Annotated in this window: 23 protein-coding genes; 15 read left to right on the top strand and 8 right to left on the bottom strand. The window is 40.1% G+C overall.

Features of this window, described 5'->3' with window-relative positions:
- Positions 1-196: 196 nt before the first annotated feature.
- Entirely contained in the window at positions 197-1,804 is a 1,608-nt protein-coding gene (locus ACFQ38_RS00940) for an ABC-F family ATP-binding cassette domain-containing protein (protein ID WP_381479555.1), read from the bottom strand.
- A gap of 232 nt (positions 1,805-2,036) precedes the next feature.
- Positions 2,037-2,273, bottom strand: a complete 237-nt coding sequence (locus ACFQ38_RS00935; RefSeq protein ID WP_336825105.1) for a hypothetical protein — start codon at positions 2,271-2,273, stop codon at positions 2,037-2,039.
- Between the two features lie 83 nt (positions 2,274-2,356).
- On the opposite strand from ACFQ38_RS00935, the gene ACFQ38_RS00930 reads away from it, so the two are divergent.
- Positions 2,357-2,503 (top strand): hypothetical protein, encoded by a 147-nt coding sequence (locus ACFQ38_RS00930; RefSeq protein WP_381479554.1) that lies wholly within the window; start codon positions 2,357-2,359, stop codon positions 2,501-2,503.
- A gap of 29 nt (positions 2,504-2,532) precedes the next feature.
- The gene (locus tag ACFQ38_RS00925) at positions 2,533-3,561 is read left to right on the top strand and encodes an MFS transporter (protein WP_381479553.1); all 1,029 of its coding nucleotides are present in this window, start codon (positions 2,533-2,535) and stop codon (positions 3,559-3,561) included.
- Between the two features lie 70 nt (positions 3,562-3,631).
- Here ACFQ38_RS00925 and msrA read toward each other — a convergent pair whose 3' ends face one another.
- Together msrA and ACFQ38_RS00915 are read right to left on the bottom strand one after the other, a co-directional pair.
- On the bottom strand, positions 3,632-4,162 hold the full coding sequence (gene msrA / locus ACFQ38_RS00920; RefSeq protein WP_381479552.1) for a peptide-methionine (S)-S-oxide reductase MsrA: 531 nt from the start codon (positions 4,160-4,162) through the stop codon (positions 3,632-3,634).
- Between the two features lie 131 nt (positions 4,163-4,293).
- Positions 4,294-4,404 carry a YjcZ family sporulation protein gene (locus ACFQ38_RS00915; RefSeq protein WP_336825102.1) on the bottom strand — a complete coding sequence of 37 codons (111 nt, stop codon included), beginning with the start codon at positions 4,402-4,404 and terminating at the stop codon, positions 4,294-4,296.
- Between the two features lie 147 nt (positions 4,405-4,551).
- Between ACFQ38_RS00915 and ACFQ38_RS00910 the strand changes: the two genes are divergently transcribed.
- The 4 genes from ACFQ38_RS00910 (at position 4,552) to yfkAB (ending at position 8,987) form a co-directional block, all read left to right on the top strand.
- A complete protein-coding gene (locus tag ACFQ38_RS00910) occupies positions 4,552-5,529 on the top strand; it encodes an LCP family protein (RefSeq protein ID WP_381479551.1) in 978 nt (325 codons plus the stop codon).
- Between the two features lie 16 nt (positions 5,530-5,545).
- Positions 5,546-6,754, top strand: a complete 1,209-nt coding sequence (locus ACFQ38_RS00905) for an AI-2E family transporter (protein WP_336825100.1) — start codon at positions 5,546-5,548, stop codon at positions 6,752-6,754.
- Between the two features lie 139 nt (positions 6,755-6,893).
- Complete coding sequence (locus tag ACFQ38_RS00900; protein ID WP_381479550.1) at positions 6,894-7,709, top strand: DUF4097 family beta strand repeat-containing protein; 816 nt, start codon at positions 6,894-6,896, stop codon at positions 7,707-7,709.
- Between the two features lie 153 nt (positions 7,710-7,862).
- Positions 7,863-8,987, top strand: coding sequence for a radical SAM/CxCxxxxC motif protein YfkAB (yfkAB, locus tag ACFQ38_RS00895; protein WP_381479549.1), 1,125 nt, complete (start codon positions 7,863-7,865; stop codon positions 8,985-8,987).
- A gap of 47 nt (positions 8,988-9,034) precedes the next feature.
- Here the strand turns inward: yfkAB and ACFQ38_RS00890 are convergent, their stop codons facing one another.
- Positions 9,035-9,640, bottom strand: a complete 606-nt coding sequence (locus tag ACFQ38_RS00890; protein WP_336825097.1) for a nucleotidyltransferase family protein — start codon at positions 9,638-9,640, stop codon at positions 9,035-9,037.
- A complete protein-coding gene (locus ACFQ38_RS00885; RefSeq protein WP_381479548.1) occupies positions 9,616-10,629 on the bottom strand; it encodes an XdhC family protein in 1,014 nt (337 codons plus the stop codon). Before ACFQ38_RS00885 ends, ACFQ38_RS00890 begins: the two co-directional genes overlap by 25 nt.
- A 136-nt stretch (positions 10,630-10,765) precedes the next feature.
- Here ACFQ38_RS00885 and ACFQ38_RS00880 point away from each other — a divergent pair, with 136 nt between their 5' ends.
- From ACFQ38_RS00880 to ACFQ38_RS00870, 3 genes are read left to right on the top strand one after another with little or no spacing between them, the layout of a single operon-like run.
- Positions 10,766-13,111, top strand: coding sequence for a xanthine dehydrogenase family protein molybdopterin-binding subunit (locus ACFQ38_RS00880; RefSeq protein ID WP_381479547.1), 2,346 nt, complete (start codon positions 10,766-10,768; stop codon positions 13,109-13,111).
- The gene (locus ACFQ38_RS00875; protein WP_381479546.1) at positions 13,108-13,938 is read left to right on the top strand and encodes an FAD binding domain-containing protein; all 831 of its coding nucleotides are present in this window, start codon (positions 13,108-13,110) and stop codon (positions 13,936-13,938) included. Before ACFQ38_RS00880 ends, ACFQ38_RS00875 begins: the two co-directional genes overlap by 4 nt.
- Positions 13,935-14,414, top strand: coding sequence for a (2Fe-2S)-binding protein (locus ACFQ38_RS00870; protein WP_336825093.1), 480 nt, complete (start codon positions 13,935-13,937; stop codon positions 14,412-14,414). The genes ACFQ38_RS00875 and ACFQ38_RS00870 overlap by 4 nt, the downstream gene beginning before the upstream one ends.
- Before the next feature lie 54 nt (positions 14,415-14,468).
- On the opposite strand, the gene ACFQ38_RS00865 is transcribed toward ACFQ38_RS00870, so the two are convergent.
- Both ACFQ38_RS00865 and ACFQ38_RS00860 read right to left on the bottom strand, forming a co-directional pair.
- A complete protein-coding gene (locus ACFQ38_RS00865) occupies positions 14,469-14,789 on the bottom strand; it encodes a hypothetical protein (protein ID WP_336825092.1) in 321 nt (106 codons plus the stop codon).
- Positions 14,790-14,867: 78 nt separating this feature from the next.
- Positions 14,868-15,272 (bottom strand): hypothetical protein, encoded by a 405-nt coding sequence (locus ACFQ38_RS00860; RefSeq protein WP_336825091.1) that lies wholly within the window; start codon positions 15,270-15,272, stop codon positions 14,868-14,870.
- A 134-nt stretch (positions 15,273-15,406) separates the two neighbouring features.
- On the opposite strand from ACFQ38_RS00860, the gene ACFQ38_RS00855 reads away from it, so the two are divergent.
- From ACFQ38_RS00855 to ACFQ38_RS00830, 6 genes are all read left to right on the top strand, one after another.
- Complete coding sequence (locus ACFQ38_RS00855; protein WP_336825090.1) at positions 15,407-15,841, top strand: GNAT family N-acetyltransferase; 435 nt, start codon at positions 15,407-15,409, stop codon at positions 15,839-15,841.
- Between the two features lie 105 nt (positions 15,842-15,946).
- Positions 15,947-16,939, top strand: coding sequence for a mevalonate kinase (gene mvk / locus ACFQ38_RS00850; protein ID WP_381479545.1), 993 nt, complete (start codon positions 15,947-15,949; stop codon positions 16,937-16,939).
- The gene (gene mvaD / locus ACFQ38_RS00845) at positions 16,923-17,897 is read left to right on the top strand and encodes a diphosphomevalonate decarboxylase (RefSeq protein ID WP_336825088.1); all 975 of its coding nucleotides are present in this window, start codon (positions 16,923-16,925) and stop codon (positions 17,895-17,897) included. The genes mvk and mvaD overlap by 17 nt, the downstream gene beginning before the upstream one ends.
- Complete coding sequence (locus ACFQ38_RS00840; RefSeq protein WP_381479544.1) at positions 17,894-19,048, top strand: phosphomevalonate kinase; 1,155 nt, start codon at positions 17,894-17,896, stop codon at positions 19,046-19,048. The genes mvaD and ACFQ38_RS00840 overlap by 4 nt, the downstream gene beginning before the upstream one ends.
- Positions 19,041-20,075 carry a type 2 isopentenyl-diphosphate Delta-isomerase gene (gene fni / locus ACFQ38_RS00835; protein WP_336825086.1) on the top strand — a complete coding sequence of 345 codons (1,035 nt, stop codon included), beginning with the start codon at positions 19,041-19,043 and terminating at the stop codon, positions 20,073-20,075. The genes ACFQ38_RS00840 and fni overlap by 8 nt, the downstream gene beginning before the upstream one ends.
- Before the next feature lie 360 nt (positions 20,076-20,435).
- Complete coding sequence (locus tag ACFQ38_RS00830; RefSeq protein ID WP_381479543.1) at positions 20,436-20,810, top strand: rRNA methyltransferase; 375 nt, start codon at positions 20,436-20,438, stop codon at positions 20,808-20,810.
- The last annotated feature ends 10 nt before the right edge of the window (positions 20,811-20,820 follow it).

Genomic DNA, 20,820 nt, shown 5'->3' with positions numbered 1-20,820 from the left:
GAGGTTTATTTGCCATACCTAAAAAACATGGATATCAGAAACTAATACAATTAAATTTCCAATTCACTCGATTTTGGTCCTTGACTTATTACCACTGGGCTTTCTCATAGCTATACCCGATTGAAAAAGGTTTATCCGTATAACGTCAAAAAGAAAAGCAGAGACGGAATGTACTCCGTTTCTGCTATCCAAAAAATTAATTTGAAACTGCTTGTTGCTCTTTCCACTCCAAATATTCATCGTATGGCATCATTTTATCGAAAATTGTTCCGTCGTCATGTATTTCAATAATACGGTTTGCGACAGTTTGGATGAACTGTTGGTCATGAGAAGTAAAGATCATAGCGCCTTTGAATGCGATCAATCCGTTATTCAATGCTTGGATCGATTCAAGATCCAGGTGGTTCATCGGCTCATCCAACAATAACACGTTTGCATTTGTTAACATCATTTTTGACAGCATGCAACGCACTTTTTCTCCACCAGAAAGAACAGACGGTTTTTTCTTTACTTCTTCGCCAGAGAAGAGCATACGGCCTAAGAATCCGCGAAGGAAAGTCTCAGTTTGGTCTTCCGGTGAATATTGACGAAGCCATTCTACGAGCGATTCTTCTTGGCCTTCAAAATACTCGCTATTGTCAATAGGGAAATACGCGCGTGATGTTGTAACACCCCATTTAAAGGATCCTGCATCAGGCTGCTCCTCCTCCGCCAAAATTTCAAGTAGGGCAGTCTTTGCGAGTGGATTGCCTAATAGAATAATTTTGTCTTCTTTGCCCATTGTAAATGTTACGTCTTTCAAAAGCTGCTTTCCTTCTTTTGTTTTTGAGAGATCTTTAACAGAAAGAACGTCATTACCAATTTCACGTCCCATTTGAAAATTGACGAATGGATAGCGACGGGAAGATGGTTTAATATCTTCCAGTTCAATTTTCTCAAGTGCTTTTTTACGGGAAGTCGCTTGTTTAGATTTGGAAGCATTGGCACTAAAACGTGCGACGAATGCTTGCAACTCTTTAATTTTCTCTTCCTTTTTCTTGTTTTGATCTTGAGCCATTTTTAAAGCTAATTGGCTGGACTCATACCAAAAATCATAGTTTCCAGGATAAAGCTGGATTTTCGAGAAATCAAGATCTGCGATTTGCGTACAAACTTTGTTTAGGAAATGACGGTCATGGGACACGACAATGACAGTATTATCAAAGTCAATTAAAAATTCTTCAAGCCATCGAATCGCTTTCAAGTCTAAATGGTTTGTCGGCTCATCCAATAAAAGAACATCCGGTTTTCCGAATAGCGCTTGTGCAAGCAATACTTTCACTTTATCGGACCCTGTCAACTCAGCCATTTTTACATGATGAAGACTTTCGGGGATTCCTAATCCTTGAAGTAAAATGGCAGCTTCTGATTCTGCTTCCCAGCCATTCAATTCGCCAAATTCACCTTCCAATTCAGCGGCGCGCATGCCGTCTTCATCAGAAAAATCTTCTTTCATGTAAATGGCATTTTTTTCGGTCATTATGTCATAAAGACGTTTATGGCCCATAATGACAGTGTCCAACACTTCATGATCTTCGTATTCGAAGTGGTTTTGCTTTAAAACTGCAAGACGTTCATCTTTGTTCATGATGACGTGGCCAGTTTGCGGCTCAATTTCACCGGAAAGAACTTTCAAGAAAGTGGATTTTCCCGCTCCGTTTGCGCCGATCAATCCATAGCAATGGCCAGGGTTGAATTGTATGTTCACGTCTTCAAATAGCTTGCGATCGCCATATTGCAGACTTACATTGCTTACTGCTATCATAAATAATCCTCCTAAATTCACAATGCTCCCATTATACCATGAAATAGTTTCCGGGTGGTATGTCTTCGATTCGTGTTACGTACTTTTTTAGGTCATTTCATGTATGATAGGAAAGCAGTTTATATTCTTTACGCTCCCGCTATGTCTAACAGAAAGATTGTGCAATTCATCTTGTAATTAATCCTTACACCACATATTCATTTCTACAAAAAAATCCCTCGAAAGGGATCGATTATTTGAAAGCACTGCGGTTCCGATAGGAGTCTAAAGTGCATAATTCTTTATTGAGCAAATATTCCATCCGTACGTAGTCTTTTCTTTCGGGAATGGCATTTTTATTTAAACCATTCATAGAAAACAAAAAGTAATAATCTTTCACTCTTCGAAAGAGGAATACAGTTTCAGGGAATTCATCAAAAATACATTTCACCTGATATTTGCGAGTATATTCCCATTGTAGGATTTTCATGCACACTCATCCTTTCTACTAATATTATAGCGGTCCTTGAAAAGGAACACAAGTTCCCGATGAATTAGCAAAGGAGTTCTTATATGTCGCAGCAGTATTCAAAGAAGACTTTATTTTTATTGATTCTTACAATATTTGCAGTATCTATAAATATGAGACCTGCAATTACATCAATTGGTCCGATGCTTGATATTATCCGTGTCGATCTTTCATTAACAAATACTAAGTAAGCTTGTTAACAGCGTTGCCTGTCATTTGCATGGGAATATTTGCAACGTTATCACCTTATTTGAATCGCCGGGTAGGGTTGAATGGATCGATGTACCTCATGCTATTCATCATTGGGGTAGCAACTATATTAAGAGGTTTTTATTCGCATTATGTAGCTTTATTCATTTCAGCTGTTTTCATCGGAATTGCCATAGCAGTAATAGGACCGCTTTTATCTGCAATGATTAAACAGAACTTTCCAGAGCGGTCAACAAGTGTTATTGGCGTTTATTCTTTCGGAATGGGCGTCGGCTCGACTTTAGGAGCGGGGCTAACTACAGTATTTTTTCATCAGACAGGCTCTTATCCGTTCGCGCTTAGTATTTGGGCAGTATTATCTGTAGTAGGAATTGTTTTTTGGCGATTGTCCATAAAAGGGAAAGTTCGTCTCAAACAAAAAGAAAAATCCGAACCTGCAAAATTGAAGCCTGTTTCCATTTCGCCATGGCGCCCAAAAAAAGCATGGCTGTTCCTTCTCTTTTTCGGATTACAAGCATCAAGCTTCTTCTGTATCATTACTTGGGTTGTCCCAATTGCAACTGATGCTAACATGACGCTTGGGCAAGCGAGCGGATTATTAAGTTTAATGACAACGATTCAAATTGTTTTAAACTTAATTTTCCCTATCATTTACGAACGTTTTCCGAAAAGGACGTTTTGGCTGTTGCTATTTTTAGTGATGGGTTTGATTGCTATTGGCTTTCTATGGACAGGGGAACCGACATTTATGTGGATTAGTGCATTCTTTATGGGGATCCCGCTTGCAGGCTTGTTTCCGATTGCCTTGCTTTTTCCATTGGATGAAACAGAAACGGCAGATGAGACAAATGCCTGGACTGCGATGATGCAGACTGGGGGTTATATCATTGCTGGGGTTTTGCCGCTATTCATTGCACTCATTTACGATTGGACAGGAAACCATCATTATACACTGTTCATTTTTGCAATGTTATTTAGCACGATGATCCTATTGACATTTATGATTGGTGATCGTGAAAAGAAAGTTGCTCAACAATAACTTTCCTAGTACAGAAAATAAATAAATAAAAATCCGAAACCTTTTCAAAAGGATTTTCGGATTTTTGTTGTTATTTCCAGTTTTCTCGGATAAATTCATCTCTTCCTGATTTTTTTCGGTCTTCATTATAATGCTCAGGTTCTTTTTCATAATAATCTTGATGATATTCTTCCGCACGGTAAAAGGTCTCCGCAGGACGAATCGCAGTAACAATCGGTTTGGAAAAGCGGCCGCTTTTAGACAGCTCTTCTTTTGAACGTTCGGCAGCTTCTTTTTGTTCATCATCGTAATAAAAAATAGCGGTCGTATAAGAATGACCACGGTCATGGAACTGGCCACCAGCATCTGTTGGGTCGATTTGCTGCCAATACAGCTCCAAAAGTCGTTCATAAGGGAAGATTGAAGGATCATATGTAATTTCTACAACTTCCAAATGCCCTGAATCTCCTCTTTTCACATCTTCGTATGTAGGTTGTACAACATGGCCGCCCATATATCCTGAAACGATGTCATGAATGCCGTCCCATTCTTTGAAAGGCTTGACCATGCACCAAAAACATCCTCCTGCAAATGTCGCTTTTGCCAAATTCGGTTTAGCCATCCTATTGCCTCCTCCTTTATTAATACACGAATTATAGCATAACAGCATGCAATAAGTGTTTTTAATTAAAAAAAGAGCGCCCACTGACGCGCTCTTTTGAAAGAACTTTTGAGAGGTTGTGCTAAGTTTTTTTAGTAATATAAATAACTCGCGCCGATGATTATTAATAGGATGAACAGCACAACTATAAGAGCGAAGGATGAACCGCCATAATATCCTTCTCTTCCGTATTCACGTCCCATATTTACCACCACCTTCACATTTATCATATGCACAGTTGAAAGAATAAGCTGGGGAACCGCCGTGTTCATTACAATCCTTCATGATATACTTACATTTAGTATGCAACCCAACAATAGTGGGGAGCGTCTTTATAGGTACTTTACAACATGGAGGAATCGAATTTGAGGGAAGATCAATACGAAGGACCTGTGCCTAAAAGGAGAAGAAGAAAAAAGCTTCGTATAGGAAGAGTGTTTACGACTTTCTTGTTTCTATCTTTTATGATCATAGGGTTCTATTCCTATTTTCAATATCAGGCGGGGAGATCTATGGCAAAAGGTCAAGAAATCGATCCGGGGCCATTTCAAGGGGATGTCGTTGACCCGAAAGATCCGTCGGTTGAAAACTATTTGTTATTAGGCGTGGATGATGATGGTAGCGGCAAATCACGCACCGATACGATCATGGTGCTTTCATGGGATAAAAATGCAGGGGAAATACGTCTTATTTCATTTATGAGAGACATTTACGCGCAAATTCCCGGCTATAAATCATATAAATTGAACACAGCCTATTATTTAAACGGTGTGCAGACTGCTAAAGATACGATTACCGGTATGTTTGGCATCCCTATTCATCATTATGCAATCGTCAATTTTGATAATTTTGAATCGATTATTGATACCGCTTTCCCAAATGGTATTGAAATTGAGGTTCAAAAGGAGATGTCCGAAAAAATCGGAGTTACGTTAATGCCTGGTGTCCAACGTTTGAACGGCAAAGAGCTGTTAGGTTTTGCACGATTTCGAGCAGATGCGGAAGGCGATTTCGGCAGGGTGGCTAGGCAACAGGAAGTGTTGAAAGCTATAAAAGAGGAAGCATTGAGTCCCAAAATGCTGCTACATTTACCAAAATTAGCGGGTGCGTTAGATGGTTTTATTGAAACAGATTTAACTGCTAAAGATGAACTTCAAAAAGCATTTACATTGTTAATCAATAAAGGCGTCGAAATGAAAACGATGACAATTCCGATAGAAGGATCGTATCAATTTGCAAATTATTCTCATGCCGGTGCAGTAATTGAATTGGATCTTGATAAAAATAAAAAGGCATTATCCGAATTTCTAAATAGAAGTCTTGATTGAGGAAGGGGAGAGTAGCTTGAGCAGCAAAGAACAAGACTCATTGGACGAAAAGCTGAATCGGAAAGAAGCACATCGGATCATTCAATTTTTAGGAGGGCGTACCTCTTTATTTGTCCTCTTTTCTATATTGCTAATTGGGCTAATCATATTAGTTTATAGTAATGTAGCTTTTATTTTTTATCCGATCAAAGTCTTTTTTTCAAATGTTGTATTGCCGATCATATTAGCTGCAATTGCCTATTATTTGCTTCGGCCGATACTGCGAGCGTTGGAAAGGTTGAGAATCCCGAGGATTTGGGGGATTTTCATTATTTTTATAGGGCTGGTCGGCTTAATCACATTATTGGCCGTATTAGTATTTCCTTTTTTAAGGATCCAGTTTACGAATTTAGTTGATGAATTTCCAACTTACTTTAAACAAATGCTTATAGAAATCGATCGTTTTATGCGTTCGTCTCTTTTCGCTACTTATTACGAAGGATTTAATATTAATATCAACCAGATTCTTGAATCGGGTCTCGGCAATGTAGGTAAAATGATCGCGGATGCCGTTGGGGGGATTGCTTCAGGTGTCACTTCATTCATTTCAGCATTAACTGGTTTCGTTTTATCGATCGTTACAGTGCCATTCATCCTTTTTTATTTATTGAAGGATGGTGAAAAATTGCCGAAAATGATTTTGAAAATGTTGCCGCCGCGTTTGCGAGATGATGCCGAAGTAATTTTAAAGGATGCAGATCATCAGATTAGTGCATATATACAAGGACAAATATTAGTAGCTATTTGCATCGGTATTATGGTGTCCATCGGTTTCCTCATTATCGGCATGAAATACGCACTGTTATTAGGCGCTCTAGCAATGTTTACGAGCGTTGTCCCTTATTTAGGACCACTCATTGCAATCACACCAGCTGTCATTATTGCAATCGTCACGTCACCATTTATGCTTGTCAAGTTAGCAATTGTGTGGACAATCGTCCAATTGATAGACGGAAAATTTATTTCGCCGCAAATAATGGGCAAATCGTTGCGTATCCATCCGATTACGATCATTTTTGTCCTATTGACGGCGGGATCATTATTCGGAGTGCCAGGCGTTATTTTAGGAATTCCGGGATATGCATTGCTGAAAGTATTGTTTAGCCATTTATTTGCCTTGCTAAAGCTACGGTACAATAAATATGAGCCAGATGAAAAGATGCATTACGAGCAATTGAAGGAATAATCGGTTTACGTAACCGTAAAAATATTATGTAAACTACTCACTACACCGAAAGTCTGACTTCATAACCATTCTCAAGACGCTCGAAAGGTTTGTAAACTTTTTTTACATTTGATATGGGGGTTAGAAAGGGGAGTGTGTTATGAAGCAAAGGACGATCGCAATACTATTCATTTTTATAGCAGCAAGTTTGTTGATCATTTATGGCAAAGATTTTATGTTTATCACTAAACATGATCGATTGGATGAAACATTTACGAACGCATCCTTCAGTAAAGTTGCAATCGATGCCGTAAATGCGTCGATCGATGTTCAATCAACAAAAAGCTCATCTGCAAAAGTAGAAGTGAGCGGATTGAAAAATAAGCGACCGAATGTACAACTTGATGCTGACGTTAATGGAGATACTTTATCTGTCAAAATAAAGGACACAAGAAAGGTGCTCCGCCTTCCTTTTGGAAAGAGATATGAAGCTGTCGTTGTGAAGGTATTCCTTCCTGAAAAACAATATGATGAAATGATCGTGAAAATCAATAACGGAAAAATTGCGGTAAATGATTTGAAGGCAGAATCAATAAATGCTCGTACGGACAATGGCCAAATACGACTTTCGGAGACAGTTTCCAAATCTGTAAAAGCGAAAAGTGCTAACGGAAAAATAGTTTTCAACTATGTTACTGGTAATATAAAAGCGAATACTGCCACAGGAAAAATAGCCATTATTATGGAAAATTTAAATTCTGCGATTGATGTACAAACGGATGTAGGAAAAATCGATATTCAAGTAGACCAAATGCCAGACAATGCGACGGTAAACATTTCAACAAGTGTTGGGAAAGTAAACTTGTTTGGAAGTGAAGATAGAAAAGCGATATACGGGTCAGGGGAACATCCGATCCAACTTAAAACTGAAGTAGGAAAAGTAAACGTGGATCTAAAAGGAAATACGTATGAGTAATTGAAAGGGCCGTCAATTTCGGCTCTTTTTTTGTTGAGAACGCTTTTTGGTCTAATTTAGAATGATTGACTGCTGGCACTTGTCATAAAGTAGGATATCGTTCATACTTATTTAGTTGAAGATTAATTGTACATTGTAGGAGATTGAATAAAAATGACAAAACATATTACGAAAATGACACCAGTAAATGATCCATGGGAAGCATACCAAGACATCGAACAGCATGGCACATTCACTTTATCAAGTATTGAATTCACAACAACGTATTTATGTAATATGCGCTGTGAACATTGCGCCGTCGGTTATATGCTTCAACCAAAAGATCCAGAATCATTGCCGCTTGATTTATTAACTAAACGCTTAGATGAAATCCCGCATCTTCGTACAATAAGCATTACAGGTGGAGAACCGATGTTTTCAAAAAAATCCGTTGAAAATATTGTTTTACCTTTATTACAATATGCGCATGCACGTGGTATTCGGACACAGATGAATTCCAACTTAACAATGCCTTTTGACCGTTACGAAGCGATCGCACCTTACTTGGACGTTTTACATATTTCCCATAACTGGGGTACAGTAGATGATTTCGTGGATGGCGGATTTGCTAATATGGAAAGAAAGCCACCGCGTGAAAGAAGGGCGGAGCAATTTCAGCGGATGATTGAAAATAGCCGCAAGCTATCCGAAATGGGTGTTATGGTTTCCGCAGAAACAATGCTGAACAAGCGTACATTACCCTATTTGAGGGAAATCCATAGACAGGTCGTCGAAGAGATGAAATGCAGCCGACATGAAATTCACCCAATGTATCCAAGCGACTTCGCAAGTTCGTTAGAAGTTTTGTCATTGGATGAAACAAGAAAAGCAATTCATCAGTTGTTAGATGAACGTGATGAATCAACATGGATGCTTTTCGGTACGCTCCCTTTCTATCCGTGTAGCAACAAGGAAGAAGATTTGTATTTGCTCAGCAGGTTGTATAAAAGTAAAAATGTTTCTGTCCGCAACGATCCGGATGGACGGTCACGGTTAAATGTCAATATTTTTACAGGTGATGTCATTGTAACCGACTTCGGTGATACGCCGCCTTTAGGAAATATTAAAACAAATAATTTGATAGCACTTCATAAGAAATGGTTAGAAAGCTCGCTTGCTGCATCAATTAGCTGTCATTGTCCAGCGGTTCGTTGTTTAGGGCCGAACTTGTTAGTTAAAGACGCATATTACAAAGATACAGATTTCACAAAGAGGAAAGCTCAAATAATGATTGATTAACAGAAAGACTGCATTATGGAAAATACAATTCCGCCATGCAGTCTTTTTCAATTATTATTTTGTATAAGTGAATGATAGTCCTCTTTCGTATCTACGTCATAAAATAATCGTTGATCTGAACATGGAAGTTTAACACCTTTATAAAAGCCCGATCGCAATAAATCCCTTGCACCTCTATCGCCGTTTAACTTTAACAGGGCAGGAAATACGGAAGACGCAATCAAAATAGGAGGCCTTGGCACTCCTTTAAAGTAAGGAGCGACAAATTCTGAGCGATTTTGTTCTTTGTGGCATGCTATCATTTCATCGATCATTTGAACTGTAATAAACGGCTGATCCGCCAACAAAATAACAATCGCTTCTGCATGTAAGGACTTCGCAAACGTAACACCGCACTTCAAAGATGCTGATAGCCCCTCATCGGCCAATTTGCATGGGAGATGAACGACTTTCTTTTCTCGTTTCACAGCATCTGGCAGCCATGATAGCGCATCATCTTCTTGCGTTACAATACAGATGCAATCTAATCTTGATTGCAATGCTGTTTCGATTGCTAAACTGCCCAATGTCTTCATGCCAACTAATAACGATCTTTTATCAAGCCCCATCCTGCGGCTCTTTCCCGCAGCTAAATAGATACCAACGATGGCCATATTTCGGCTCCTCTTCGTACCGCAATCATTTCTGCAATAATGCTGACGGCAATTTCTTCCGCTCCTTCTGCACCAATCGGTAATCCAATTGGTGTGCGGAGCTGATCAAATTGTTCGTTCAAAAGCAGTTTCTCGGCTCTCTTTTTCGATCCTAACAAACCAACATAAAGTAATTCGAAATTCCGGAGATGCTTCAAAAGCATCTGATCAATTTGAAAATCATGTGTCATAATAATGACAGAATCTAATTGGCGAAACACAGTTTCCTTCATTAGATGCTCCATATTGTTTACGGAAAAAGAAGCAGCTGTCGGGAAATGCTCTTTCGTGCAATATGCTGGGCGCCAATCATAAAGATGTACTTTATACCCAACTTCCGAAGCCATTTTAACTAATGGCCTGGCGTCAGGACCGGCACCGAATAAATGCAACACTGGGCTTGGCCAAATCCATTGCTGATAATAGCTTTCATCTTTTATGTGAATTTTACCAGCCGATCGTTCATATGGACGGATTTTTCCATCAGCAATCGGAGCATCTTTCAATGTGCCATATTGCTTGTCCGCACTATAACAAATCATTGAAGTATGGTCTTTCATTGATTGGATAAAGCGGACGGGTACTCCTTCTTCCAGTTGCCGATGCATAAACCGAAGCAATCTCAATAATAGGCGATCTACATCGCGCAGCATTACTGTTATGACTCCTTGACACCCAATGCCGCGTCCCCAACCAATATCATCTTCAGCTCGTAAATCATATTCATAGATGGCCGTTTTCCCTGTGCCGAACATCGTTTCCGCTCTGCAATGAATATCGTTTTCCAAACAACCACCGCTTAAAAGGCCGATACTTGTTTTGTCTTGAAAGAAGAACATCCAGGCACCTTCTTTACGGTAAGCGGATCCTTCTACATGAATAATCTGGGCTAATACAGTAGGTTTGTCTTCCTTTAAAACCGTTTTAATCAACTCTGGAATGAACCCCATTCATACTCACCTCGCTTTTTCTTCTCGATACAGTTGTAGCCAACGTCCCGCCCTCTTATTCGAGTACAGCATTATAAATGAAACCTTGTTTGGCAATCCTACGACTAGTGTGAGAGAAGTAAAGGAGGAAATTCTGTTGATAGAAGGCAAAAAACAAATCGTTGGAACAGCTCAACAACGAATTGATGCGGTCGAAAAATCTACTGGGGCGCTGAAATATTTAGGGGATAAATTTTTTCAAGGTATGCTTCATGCTAAAGTTGCCACTAGTACAGAAGCACATGCAAATATAGTATCGATCGATACGAGCGAGGCTTGGAAGGTGCCTGGTGTATGCGCCATTATAACGGGCGATATGTTCCCGTTCCCGATCGGACCGATTTTAGCAGATCGCCCACCGTTAGCATTTGATAAAGTTCGGTATTACGGTGAACCAATTGCCATCATCGTTGCAACACATGAATACCAAGCGAAAGAAGCTGCTAAAAAGATCGTCGTCGAATACGATCCGCTGCCTGTCGTCAACTCTGTCCAACAGGCATTTCAGTCTGATGCGCCGCTAGTACATGAAAATTCTGCTTCATATACAAAAATCATCGATAATGTTTATCCGGTAGGCGGAACGAATATCGCAAGCCATATTAAAATTCGAAAAGGGAACTTCGGCAAAGCATGGGCAACTTGTGTTGATACAATTACTGCTACATATTCATTCAACTTATCAGACCACGCAGCATTGGAAACACGCACTGCCATGGTGGAAATCAATCCAGATGGTAGAGTCGTCGTCCATTCAACGAGCCAATCGCCGTTCACGATTAAGAAAGTTCTAAATCAATTTTTCAATATAGAAGTTGGGAAGATTATCGTTCATATTCCAATGTTAGGCGGTGCCTTCGGTGGAAAAGGAGCCGTGCAATTGGAGCCCTTAGCGTATCTGGCATCACGAGCAGTCGGAGGTAAGCTCGTCAAATTAAAGTTCGATAGGGAAGAAGATATGATGACAGCTCCTTGTCATATCGGTTTTGATGCTACTGTCAAATTGGGTGTCAATTCGCAAGGAAAATTAATTGCCGGGCACTATACATTTTTAATTGAAGCGGGCGCTTATTCAGACCAAGCGGCAGGGATAACGAGGGCAGCAGCGCTTGATTGTACAGGCCCTTATCACATTCCAAATGTTTGGTGCGACTCGTATTGCATGTATACAAATCATCCATATGCGACATCTTTCAGAGGTTATGGGCATCCTGAATTGACTTTTGCAATTGAACGGACGATGGACCAGTTTGCGAAAAAATTGAATATCGATCCGGTCGAGTTCCGTTTAATGAATGCAATTAAAGTAGGACATACAACTCCGACGCAGTCAGTGTTGAACGCGAACAAGTTAGGAGACGCAGAAGCTTGCATGAAACGTGCAAAAGAGCTGATAGAGTATAGCGGACCTGAAAGCGTACCGGTAAATGAACATATCGTACGATCAAAAGGAGTGGCACTTTTTTGGAAAACCTCTACAACTTCTACGAATGCACAAGCCGGCGCCATTCTAACATTTGAAGCGGACGGAACAGTGAACCTTAGCTGTGCAGCAGTTGAGTTGGGACAAGGGACAAAAACGATATTGGCGCAAATCGCTGCAGAACGTTTGCAAATGGACATCAATAAAATCCATGTGACAATGGAAGTGAATACACAATATAACCCCCATCAATGGCGCACTGTAGCAAGCAGTACAACCTTTTTGGCAGGGAATGCAGTGTTGGCTGCTGCAGATGATGCGATACGGCAATTGAAAAGAATAGGAGCAGTTGCATTGCAATGTTCAGAGGTGGAGTTATCCGTCGGAAATGGCCGAGTGTATGTAACAGCAGAACCAGATAAAGGGATCGATATCCAAACCATTTCATTAGGTTTTCAGTACCCGAATGGCCATACGGTAGGAGAACAAATAATCGGCATCGGCAGGCACATCCAACGTCATTTAACACCGATGGATAAGGAAACAGGATTTGGAAATCCAGGTCCATGGTGGTCGGTTGGCGCCCAAGCTGTTGAAATTGAATTCGATAAACGTTCCTTCACGTATAAAATCCTTAGAGCAGTCACTGTAATGGATGGCGGCACAATTATCAATCCAATGACTGCGACACAGCAAATGCGGGGTGGGATTTTTTTAGGGTTAAGCATTGCAAAAGGCGAATCATTCCTGTTCAATCCGAAAGGCATTATTCAAAATCCGGATCTACGAAATTATCAAATGATGCGCTTTGGAGAGCAACCGGGAGAATACGTCATTGAATTTATTGAAACCCCTTCAAAAGATGGTCCATACGGCGCAAGAGGTATCGGAGAGTACGGAGTAATAGGTGCTGCTGCAGCACTTGCAAACAGTTTATCTATAGCAGTAAATGCCGAAATGAATGAACTCCCTTTGACACCGGAAACGATTTGGCGGTTATCGACGGAGGTTGTAAAATGATCCCTTTTACATTTGATTACTATAAACCCGAATCGATAGAAGAGGCATATAAAACATTCTCAAGCGAATGGTCATTAGGGAAGAAAGTGATCTTTTATTCAGGGGGAACAGAAGTGATCACATTCGCACGCGGAGGAAAATTAAAAGCGGATGCAGTTATTGATTTAAAAGGCATTGATGAGTGCAATGTTTTAAAGATAGAAGACGATCAACTTATAATCGGATCCGCCGTTACGTTAAATGAAATAACAGAGTCCGAACTATTTCCGATGTTAGGAAATATGGTGCGCAAAATTGCCGATCATACATCTCGAAACAAAATAACAATCGGAGGCAATCTACTAAGTGGATTGCCATATAGAGAGGCGCTGTTGCCCTTATTAGTCGCGGATGCATTAATTACTGTTGCTGGAACAAAGGAAAGGGATGTCTTTCCTGCTGAACAAATAGCAGCAGCAAAGGTGAAAGATGGTTCATTCATAACGCAAATTAAGGTGCCGGTCAGCAATTTGAATCTACCGTACGCTTGCTTAAAACAAACACGTACTTCAACAGTTGGCTATCCAATTGTAAGCATAGCTGCAATGTTGAAAAATGAACGGATTCGCATCGCTTTTTCAGGCCTTTCAGATACGCCTTTTAGGTCTGCAGTCGTTGAAGGGGTATTAAATGACCATTCGTTGGACGTAAAAGAACGGATAAACAAAGCAGTTGCAAAAATGCCTGCTACAATTATGGAAGACTTTCTGGCGTCGAAAAAGTTTAGGCAATTCACACTGACACAGTTATTAAATGAAATGTTCGAGGAACTGGAGGAAGCGCAATGATCTTTTCAAATACGAGTAAGCATACAATCGCATCCATATTAGTAAATGGAGAAAAGAAAGAGATCATGGTTCGTTCAGCTGATACATTGTTAACTTCATTACGGGATTCATTAGGATTAACGGGTGCAAAATTAGCATGTGGCAATGGAGATTGTGGTGCATGTACAGTATTAGTAAACGGTAAACCGATGCATTCCTGTCTCGTGCTCACTGTAGAGGCAGTACATCAAGAAATTACGACGATAGAAGGACTTCAACACTCCCCGATGCCCAAAGCGTTTGTCGATCATTGGGCAATCCAGTGCGGCTATTGCACGCCAGGATTCATTGTGAATAGTCATGCACTTGTTACCGCCCATCCAGAAGCTACTGAGGATCAGATTGAAGAATGGCTCTCTTCCAACCTGTGTAGATGTACAGGATACAAGGAAATTAATGAAGCAGTGAAATCGGTACTGCAAAAGAAACAGAAATAAATAGATGGACTGCTCTGAAGTTAAGAAACGGCTTCAGTGCAGTCCATTTGTCTTTTACCCTTTTTTAAAACTTTTGTTGGAGCTGTTTAATGTTTCAATCAACTGCAATGTTTGCGCTGCTTGGTCAATTTGTTTTCTTACTTGTTCCAATTGCTGTTGAACCGTTGAAGATGCTTCTGTAACAGCTACCGCTTGCATTTGATTTAAAAGTTGGGAAGCTTGTTGCAATTGCTGACCCGCCTGTTGCGCGGACTGTGTATCAAAAAGTGTATTCATTTGTTGAATAGTTTGAGATGCCTTTTGCAGTTTTTGTAAAATGTTTTTCTTTTCATTTTGAAATTGCTGTTCCATTTGATTGTCCTGCTGCTTCACCATTTTTTTACTCCTTTCTAAGCGTATTTTACATTATAGTATTGGTTGACAAGGATTCGTTTTATTCAAACGGTTATGGAGTTACCATCTTAGGCTGATACTTAGCATACAGCATTCTGCCGCTATATCCACATTGCGCAAATTAATGACTATACCACTTGGTGTATATTTGACATCGTGGTCAACTGTAATTCCTCCAGAAGTGATCAGTTGTTTCACTTTGTTTTCATTGGAGGATTGAGCTGCTTCCATTAATTCTCGAGCAAATTGGTCGGATTCAGCAATTTTATCGATTAGTTGTATGGCTTGTTTCATAAGCAATTGAAATCGTTTAGCGGAGGTGTTGAATTTCCGAACATTTACGGGAGGGAATGAATATGGCATTCTTTGGCTTTGCGCTGACATCGGGATGATGGATGGATACGTTGGAGAGATGACAGTGTGATAAGGAGAATACGTTAAATAGTGGAGTTGTCGATAATACAATGAGACGCCTCCTTTTCGGCACATACATCTATACTATGACGCATATGCCCATTCAGTGAGTAATATTAAAGTACGTATGAATCGTTGCCGAATGGTAGAATAGATAAGTATAAAAGAGGAAAGAGGCGGGCGATTTGGATCGTATCGATATTCGTGAGTTGATAACAGAAGAACAATTAAAAGAAGGATACAATGTTATGCGACAATTGAGAAGCCATTTAGATGAAGTGGCGTATTTGCAATTAGTGAATGAAGCAAAACGAATAGAGAATTATCGTCAATTCGCTCTATACGCAAATGATAAAATTGCAGCGGTCATCGGTTTTCAACCAATGGTAACTCTCTACTATGGCAAGTTCATTTGGATTTGCGATTTTGTAACGGACGAGTTAAAGCGATCAAAAGGGTATGGAGAGCAGCTGCTTACTTATATACATGACTTATTGCTGTCCGAAGGCTATGAAACCGTCGCACTTTCATCAGGGCTACAACGAGAAAGCGCTCATTCGTTTTATAAAGATAAAATGAAATATGAGCAGGTTAGTTACGTCTTTAAAAAAACGCTTTAAAAAAATTGAAGCCAATAAGCTGAAAACTTAATTACAGTACCCTATAATTGTTAATGGCAATCAAATGTATTGCGATGAATATAGATCAAAAAGCGAGGAACTTGCATGTCCAATCTATCAGTAGGAGCAGCTCATGGAAAAATCATATTAATTGGAGAACATGCAGTTGTTTACAATAAGCCTGCCATTGCAATTCCCTTTACTGAAGTGGGGGCAAAGGCAATTATACAAGAAGGCGGTAACGATGAATCAGGATGCCGATTGAACTGTAAATATTTTTGTGGTCCATTTGAGAATGCACCTGAGCCGTTATCTGGCATTACAGCATGTGTACATGAAACGTTAAGCTATTTACAAGTGGAAAAACCAAATATAACGATCCGTATCGAATCCTCTATCCCTTCCGGACGAGGATTAGGTTCAAGCGCAGCAATTGCCTATGCAGTTGTAAAAGGTTTGTTTCGATATTATGGCCATCAGGCGAATGAAGATGAGATTTTACGGCTTGCACAAGTGGCGGAAATATTTGCTCATGGAAATCCGAGCGGCATTGATGTCGTTGCTGTTGGCAGTGAGGGGCCTATCCGTTTCCAAAAAGGGAAAGGGGCTGTCCCATTACCCATTGGAAAGACATTGCATTTAGTCATTGCGGATACAGGAAGATTCGGAGATACACGGACAGCTGTAGAAAGCATACGAACACTTTACGAACAGGATCGTCTCACGACTCAAAGGTCGCTTGACTTGATTGAAGACTTTACGTACCATTGCGAACAGGCGATGGCGAAAGGTGATGTAAAGCTTGTAGGCTGTTGCCTTAATTTAGCTCAGGAAGAATTATCAGCTTTAGGTGTGAGCGATGAAGGCATTGATCGGCTCGTGGATGTTGCCAGAGATTCCGGAGCATTAGGCGCTAAACTTACAGGCGGCGGCAGAGGCGGCTGCATATTAGCATTGGCTGCTGATGAACAAGATGCACTACAGCTATCGATTTCATTAAAAGAAGCCGGTGCTACTGAAACGTACATTAGCCGGATCGGCATGAGTCAGCATCATTATTTTGAAAAGGCGGAGAATGAACGTGCAAGCGAAAGTTAAAGCGCATACGAATATTGCCCTCATTAAGTATTGGGGGAAGAGGAACGAACAATTGTTCCTACCTACGAATAATAGCATTTCAATTACATTAGATCGATTTTATACAACGACTTCAGTTACATTTCAAGAAGGATTGACAGCCGACCAATTCATGTTAGATGGCAAAGAAATTCAAGGGATGGAATTGCAGAAGATCAAAACATTTTTGGATCTAATTCGAAATAAAGCAAATAAGCAGCTATTCGCAATCGTTGAATCGGTCAATAATGTGCCGACAGCAGCTGGTTTTGCATCATCCGCGTCCGGATATGCAGCTTTGGCTGCCGCAGCATCGAAGGCAATCGGTTTGAATCTCAATGAAGAAGAGTTATCCATAATCGCCCGACAAGGTTCCGGCTCGGCATCGAGATCCGTATATGGTGGATACGTTGAATGGCAAAAAGGAGAAAAAGAGGACGGAACTGATTCTTATGCTACCCAAATTATGCCAGCAGATAAATGGGATTTAAGCATCTTGTCTGTTATGGTCGAAGCGAAAGAAAAGAAAGTGTTGAGCAGGGAAGGGATGAAGCGTACAGTGAATACTTCGTCATTTTACCAAGCATGGCTCGATACGATTGATGAGGATTTAATAGCAGCAAGACAAGGAATCAAAAACCGGGATTTTGAATTGTTAGGAACCGTTTTGGAGCGCAATGCATTAAAAATGCATGCAACGACTTTAGCGTCTAACCCTCCATTTTTATATTGGACAGGAGCGACAGTGGATGTAATGCATGAAGTTGAAGCGTTGCGGGAAGAAGGCATTCTTTCTTATTTTACGATTGATGCAGGACCAAATGTGAAAGTCATTTGTCAGCCAAAGGATGAAACGATTGTTAAAGAAAGACTTGAACAATTAAACTGTGTGCAACAGATTTTTGTTTGTCATCCTGGACCGGGTGTAGAATATTTATGATGACAACCGGCGGGATACACAGCAATAGTACGTATCAACCTATAACAATTCAAGTTCCCGGAAAGCTGTTCATTGCGGGCGAATTTGCAGTACTTGAACCCGAAGCAAGCGCGATTGTTGCGGCTGTTAATCGTTATGTGTATGCAGAAATAGCATTTAGCGATGAAAACCATTTACAGCTTCCAAATATCGGTTTTGAAGATATTCGATGGGATGTGATAGAAGGCAAGCTTCATCTTTATGAACAATCGCCTAAACTATCATTTCTGCAAAACACTTTGCAAATATGCAATCAATATATCGTTGAAGCAGGCATCAAGCTAAAACCGTTCACTCTTCGAATTAATAGTGAATTAGATGATGCATCTGGGAGAAAATATGGGCTTGGATCAAGTGCAGCAGTTGTAGTTGCCGCAGTTACAGCGATACTGCGCTTATATAAAGAGGAAGGCATCTCATCCTCTCCAGAAATAATTTACAAATTGGCTTCCATCGTGCACTTCAAAACGCAAGGAAACGGTTCTTGCGCCGATGTTGCCGCATCTACCTATGGTGGTTATTTACATTACAGTGCTTTTGATGGAGAATGGATAAAAGACCGCTTAACAGAAGACATCAATCTTCATGCATTCATTGCAGAGCAGTGGCCTGGACTCCATATTAAAAAAATCGTTCCTCCTACAGAGCTGTTGCTATGTGTAGGGTGGACAGGCAATGAAATGTCAACCTATAAAATGATTGAGAAGATTAAACGTTTAAAATTAGTACAGCCGGCAGCATATGCTGATTTTCTTGAGCAAAGTATAATGGCTGTTCACGATATGGTTGATCAGTTCGAGAAATCGGATGAAAGAGGAGCAATACAAAGTTTTGCGCGCAATCGAAAAGCACTATCCAAATTAGGAAGAGATGCTGAAGCGGAAATTGAAACGCCGAAGCTGCAGGAGTTAATTCACATTGCAAATAAATATGGCGCCGGGAAAACATCTGGTGCTGGTGGCGGGGATTGCGGCATTGCATTTGTTATAGGGGAACTGAACGCAAGTCAGCTAAAAGAAGAATGGGCATCTTCAAACATTGAACCATTAAATTTAGCTGTTTCAAAAGAAGGGGCAATGGAGATCAGGAAGGCGGATGAGACAAGTGACTGAATCGATTCACCAACGGAAAGCGGAGCATATTCAAATCGCGTTGAATGAAAAAGTGACGGGCGATCATATTACAACAGGGCTTGAAAGGGTGCATTTTGTCCATAATGCACTTCCTGAGATTGATTTTCAGGAAATTTCAATCGAAACATCTTTTTTAGGCCATGCTATTAAAACTCCTTTTTTAATTAGTTCGATGACTGGCGGTGCGGCATTTGCAGAAACGATTAATCGTCATTTGGCAGTCGCAGCTGAGGAAAAGGGCTGGGTGTTAGCTTTAGGATCAATGAGAGCGCTAATCGAGAGCGAAGAACATAGAGCTTCGTTTCAAGTCCGTAAATATGCACCCAACGTTCCAATTATCGCCAACTTAGGAGCTGTACAACTGAACTATGGCTTCCAAGCTGACTTATGTAAGAAAATTGTAGAAATGTCAGATGCAAATGCACTCGTACTCCATTTAAATAGCATACAAGAAGTAATTCAACCGAATGGAGATACGAATTTCAAAGATTTACTTATAAAAATCGAGAAATTGGTATCTGAAATGGACATTCCTATCGGAGTAAAAGAAGTAGGTTGGGGAATTGACGGCGACATTGCTAAAAAGCTGACAGATGTGGGCATATCTTTCATTGACGTTGCAGGAGCGGGCGGCACGTCATGGAGCCAGGTTGAAAAATACCGATCAGCCGATCCTATAAAACGCGCTGCAGCAGATGCATTTAGTGAGTGGGGAATCCCAACTGTCGACAGCGTTGCATCAGTCCGCAAAAAGATCGGCAATCAAACGATCGTGGCAAGTGGCGGAATGGCTACAGGACTTGATGCAGCGAAAACAATCGCCTTAGGTGCTGATGCAGTCGGATTTGGCAGATCTATTCTGAAAGAAGCGACTCAATCTGTTGAAGACGTCATTCAAGTGATGGAAACGAAAGAATTGGAGTTGCGCATCGCTATGTTCGGTGTTGGAGCCTCTAATCTGAAGGAATTGCAAGCGACCGATCGAGTCCGTTATACAGAAAGATAAATAAGCGCCCATCCGATCAATTTATGCCGGATGGGCTTTTGTCCAGCTTTACGACTTTACGGTACAGCAATAAAATTTGGGTTGAGCGAACGTTTACTTTCATAATCGTTCTTGTTTGTTAAATAGCAGAAGTTTTACCGAAATTGCTATTCATAAATACCGTTACAGATCAGACTTAAAACCCTATCATTTCACGTATAAAATCATGAAAACAGCAAGCAAAAACCAACGTGAACCACCTAAAATTTGGAAGATCCTAACATTTTTAGAGAAATAACAAACACTAATCTTACTTAAGGAATTGTATGCTTATGCAATGTATATTGGAGATAAATATCATTTTTGAAGGAGTGTTTTACTATGTGGAAAATTATTGACGGTAAACTGCAGCAAACAACCGACACAGATCGAGTAAAATTCAGAACAAACATTAGCAAAGCAATTTTAGATGATTTACAAAGGATTGCTGAAGATAATGATACGCATGTCAATTATTTATTAGAAAGCGGATTGCTACACGTATTAAAACAAGATGTTATTTCATTTAATAAAGATTTGAGACCGAAAGATCGAGTTCAATACAAAACGACATATGACAAAGAACTACTATCAGCAATTAAGGAAAAAGCGAAGGAACAGAAACTATATATAAACGATCTTATCGAGTATAGTGTGCAATACATTAATGTAGAGGAAAGTAAGGATAGAAACTATAGATATAGAATAGAGGAGTAAATAAAAAAAC

Origin of the sequence: Sporosarcina contaminans, assembly GCF_042679045.1 — a bacterium.
Classification (GTDB): Bacteria; Bacillota; Bacilli; order Bacillales_A; family Planococcaceae; genus Sporosarcina; species Sporosarcina contaminans.
This window is presented reverse-complemented; position numbering and strand designations above follow the sequence as displayed.

What these genes read in the sequence shown, in the direction of transcription:
- ACFQ38_RS00940 (WP_381479555.1), bottom strand. Translation starts at nt 1,804, where the DNA reads ATGATAGCAGTAAGCAATGTAAGTCTGCAATATGGCGATCGCAAGCTA.
- ACFQ38_RS00935 (WP_336825105.1), bottom strand. Translation starts at nt 2,273, where the DNA reads ATGAAAATCCTACAATGGGAATATACTCGCAAATATCAGGTGAAATGT.
- ACFQ38_RS00930 (WP_381479554.1), top strand. Translation starts at nt 2,357, where the DNA reads ATGTCGCAGCAGTATTCAAAGAAGACTTTATTTTTATTGATTCTTACA.
- ACFQ38_RS00925 (WP_381479553.1), top strand. Translation starts at nt 2,533, where the DNA reads ATGGGAATATTTGCAACGTTATCACCTTATTTGAATCGCCGGGTAGGG.
- msrA (WP_381479552.1), bottom strand. Translation starts at nt 4,162, where the DNA reads ATGGCTAAACCGAATTTGGCAAAAGCGACATTTGCAGGAGGATGTTTT.
- ACFQ38_RS00915 (WP_336825102.1), bottom strand. Translation starts at nt 4,404, where the DNA reads ATGGGACGTGAATACGGAAGAGAAGGATATTATGGCGGTTCATCCTTC.
- ACFQ38_RS00910 (WP_381479551.1), top strand. Translation starts at nt 4,552, where the DNA reads ATGGAGGAATCGAATTTGAGGGAAGATCAATACGAAGGACCTGTGCCT.
- ACFQ38_RS00900 (WP_381479550.1), top strand. Translation starts at nt 6,894, where the DNA reads ATGAAGCAAAGGACGATCGCAATACTATTCATTTTTATAGCAGCAAGT.
- yfkAB (WP_381479549.1), top strand. Translation starts at nt 7,863, where the DNA reads ATGACAAAACATATTACGAAAATGACACCAGTAAATGATCCATGGGAA.
- ACFQ38_RS00890 (WP_336825097.1), bottom strand. Translation starts at nt 9,640, where the DNA reads ATGGCCATCGTTGGTATCTATTTAGCTGCGGGAAAGAGCCGCAGGATG.
- ACFQ38_RS00885 (WP_381479548.1), bottom strand. Translation starts at nt 10,629, where the DNA reads ATGGGGTTCATTCCAGAGTTGATTAAAACGGTTTTAAAGGAAGACAAA.
- ACFQ38_RS00875 (WP_381479546.1), top strand. Translation starts at nt 13,108, where the DNA reads ATGATCCCTTTTACATTTGATTACTATAAACCCGAATCGATAGAAGAG.
- ACFQ38_RS00870 (WP_336825093.1), top strand. Translation starts at nt 13,935, where the DNA reads ATGATCTTTTCAAATACGAGTAAGCATACAATCGCATCCATATTAGTA.
- ACFQ38_RS00865 (WP_336825092.1), bottom strand. Translation starts at nt 14,789, where the DNA reads ATGGTGAAGCAGCAGGACAATCAAATGGAACAGCAATTTCAAAATGAA.
- mvk (WP_381479545.1), top strand. Translation starts at nt 15,947, where the DNA reads ATGTCCAATCTATCAGTAGGAGCAGCTCATGGAAAAATCATATTAATT.
- ACFQ38_RS00840 (WP_381479544.1), top strand. Translation starts at nt 17,894, where the DNA reads ATGATGACAACCGGCGGGATACACAGCAATAGTACGTATCAACCTATA.
- ACFQ38_RS00830 (WP_381479543.1), top strand. Translation starts at nt 20,436, where the DNA reads ATGTGGAAAATTATTGACGGTAAACTGCAGCAAACAACCGACACAGAT.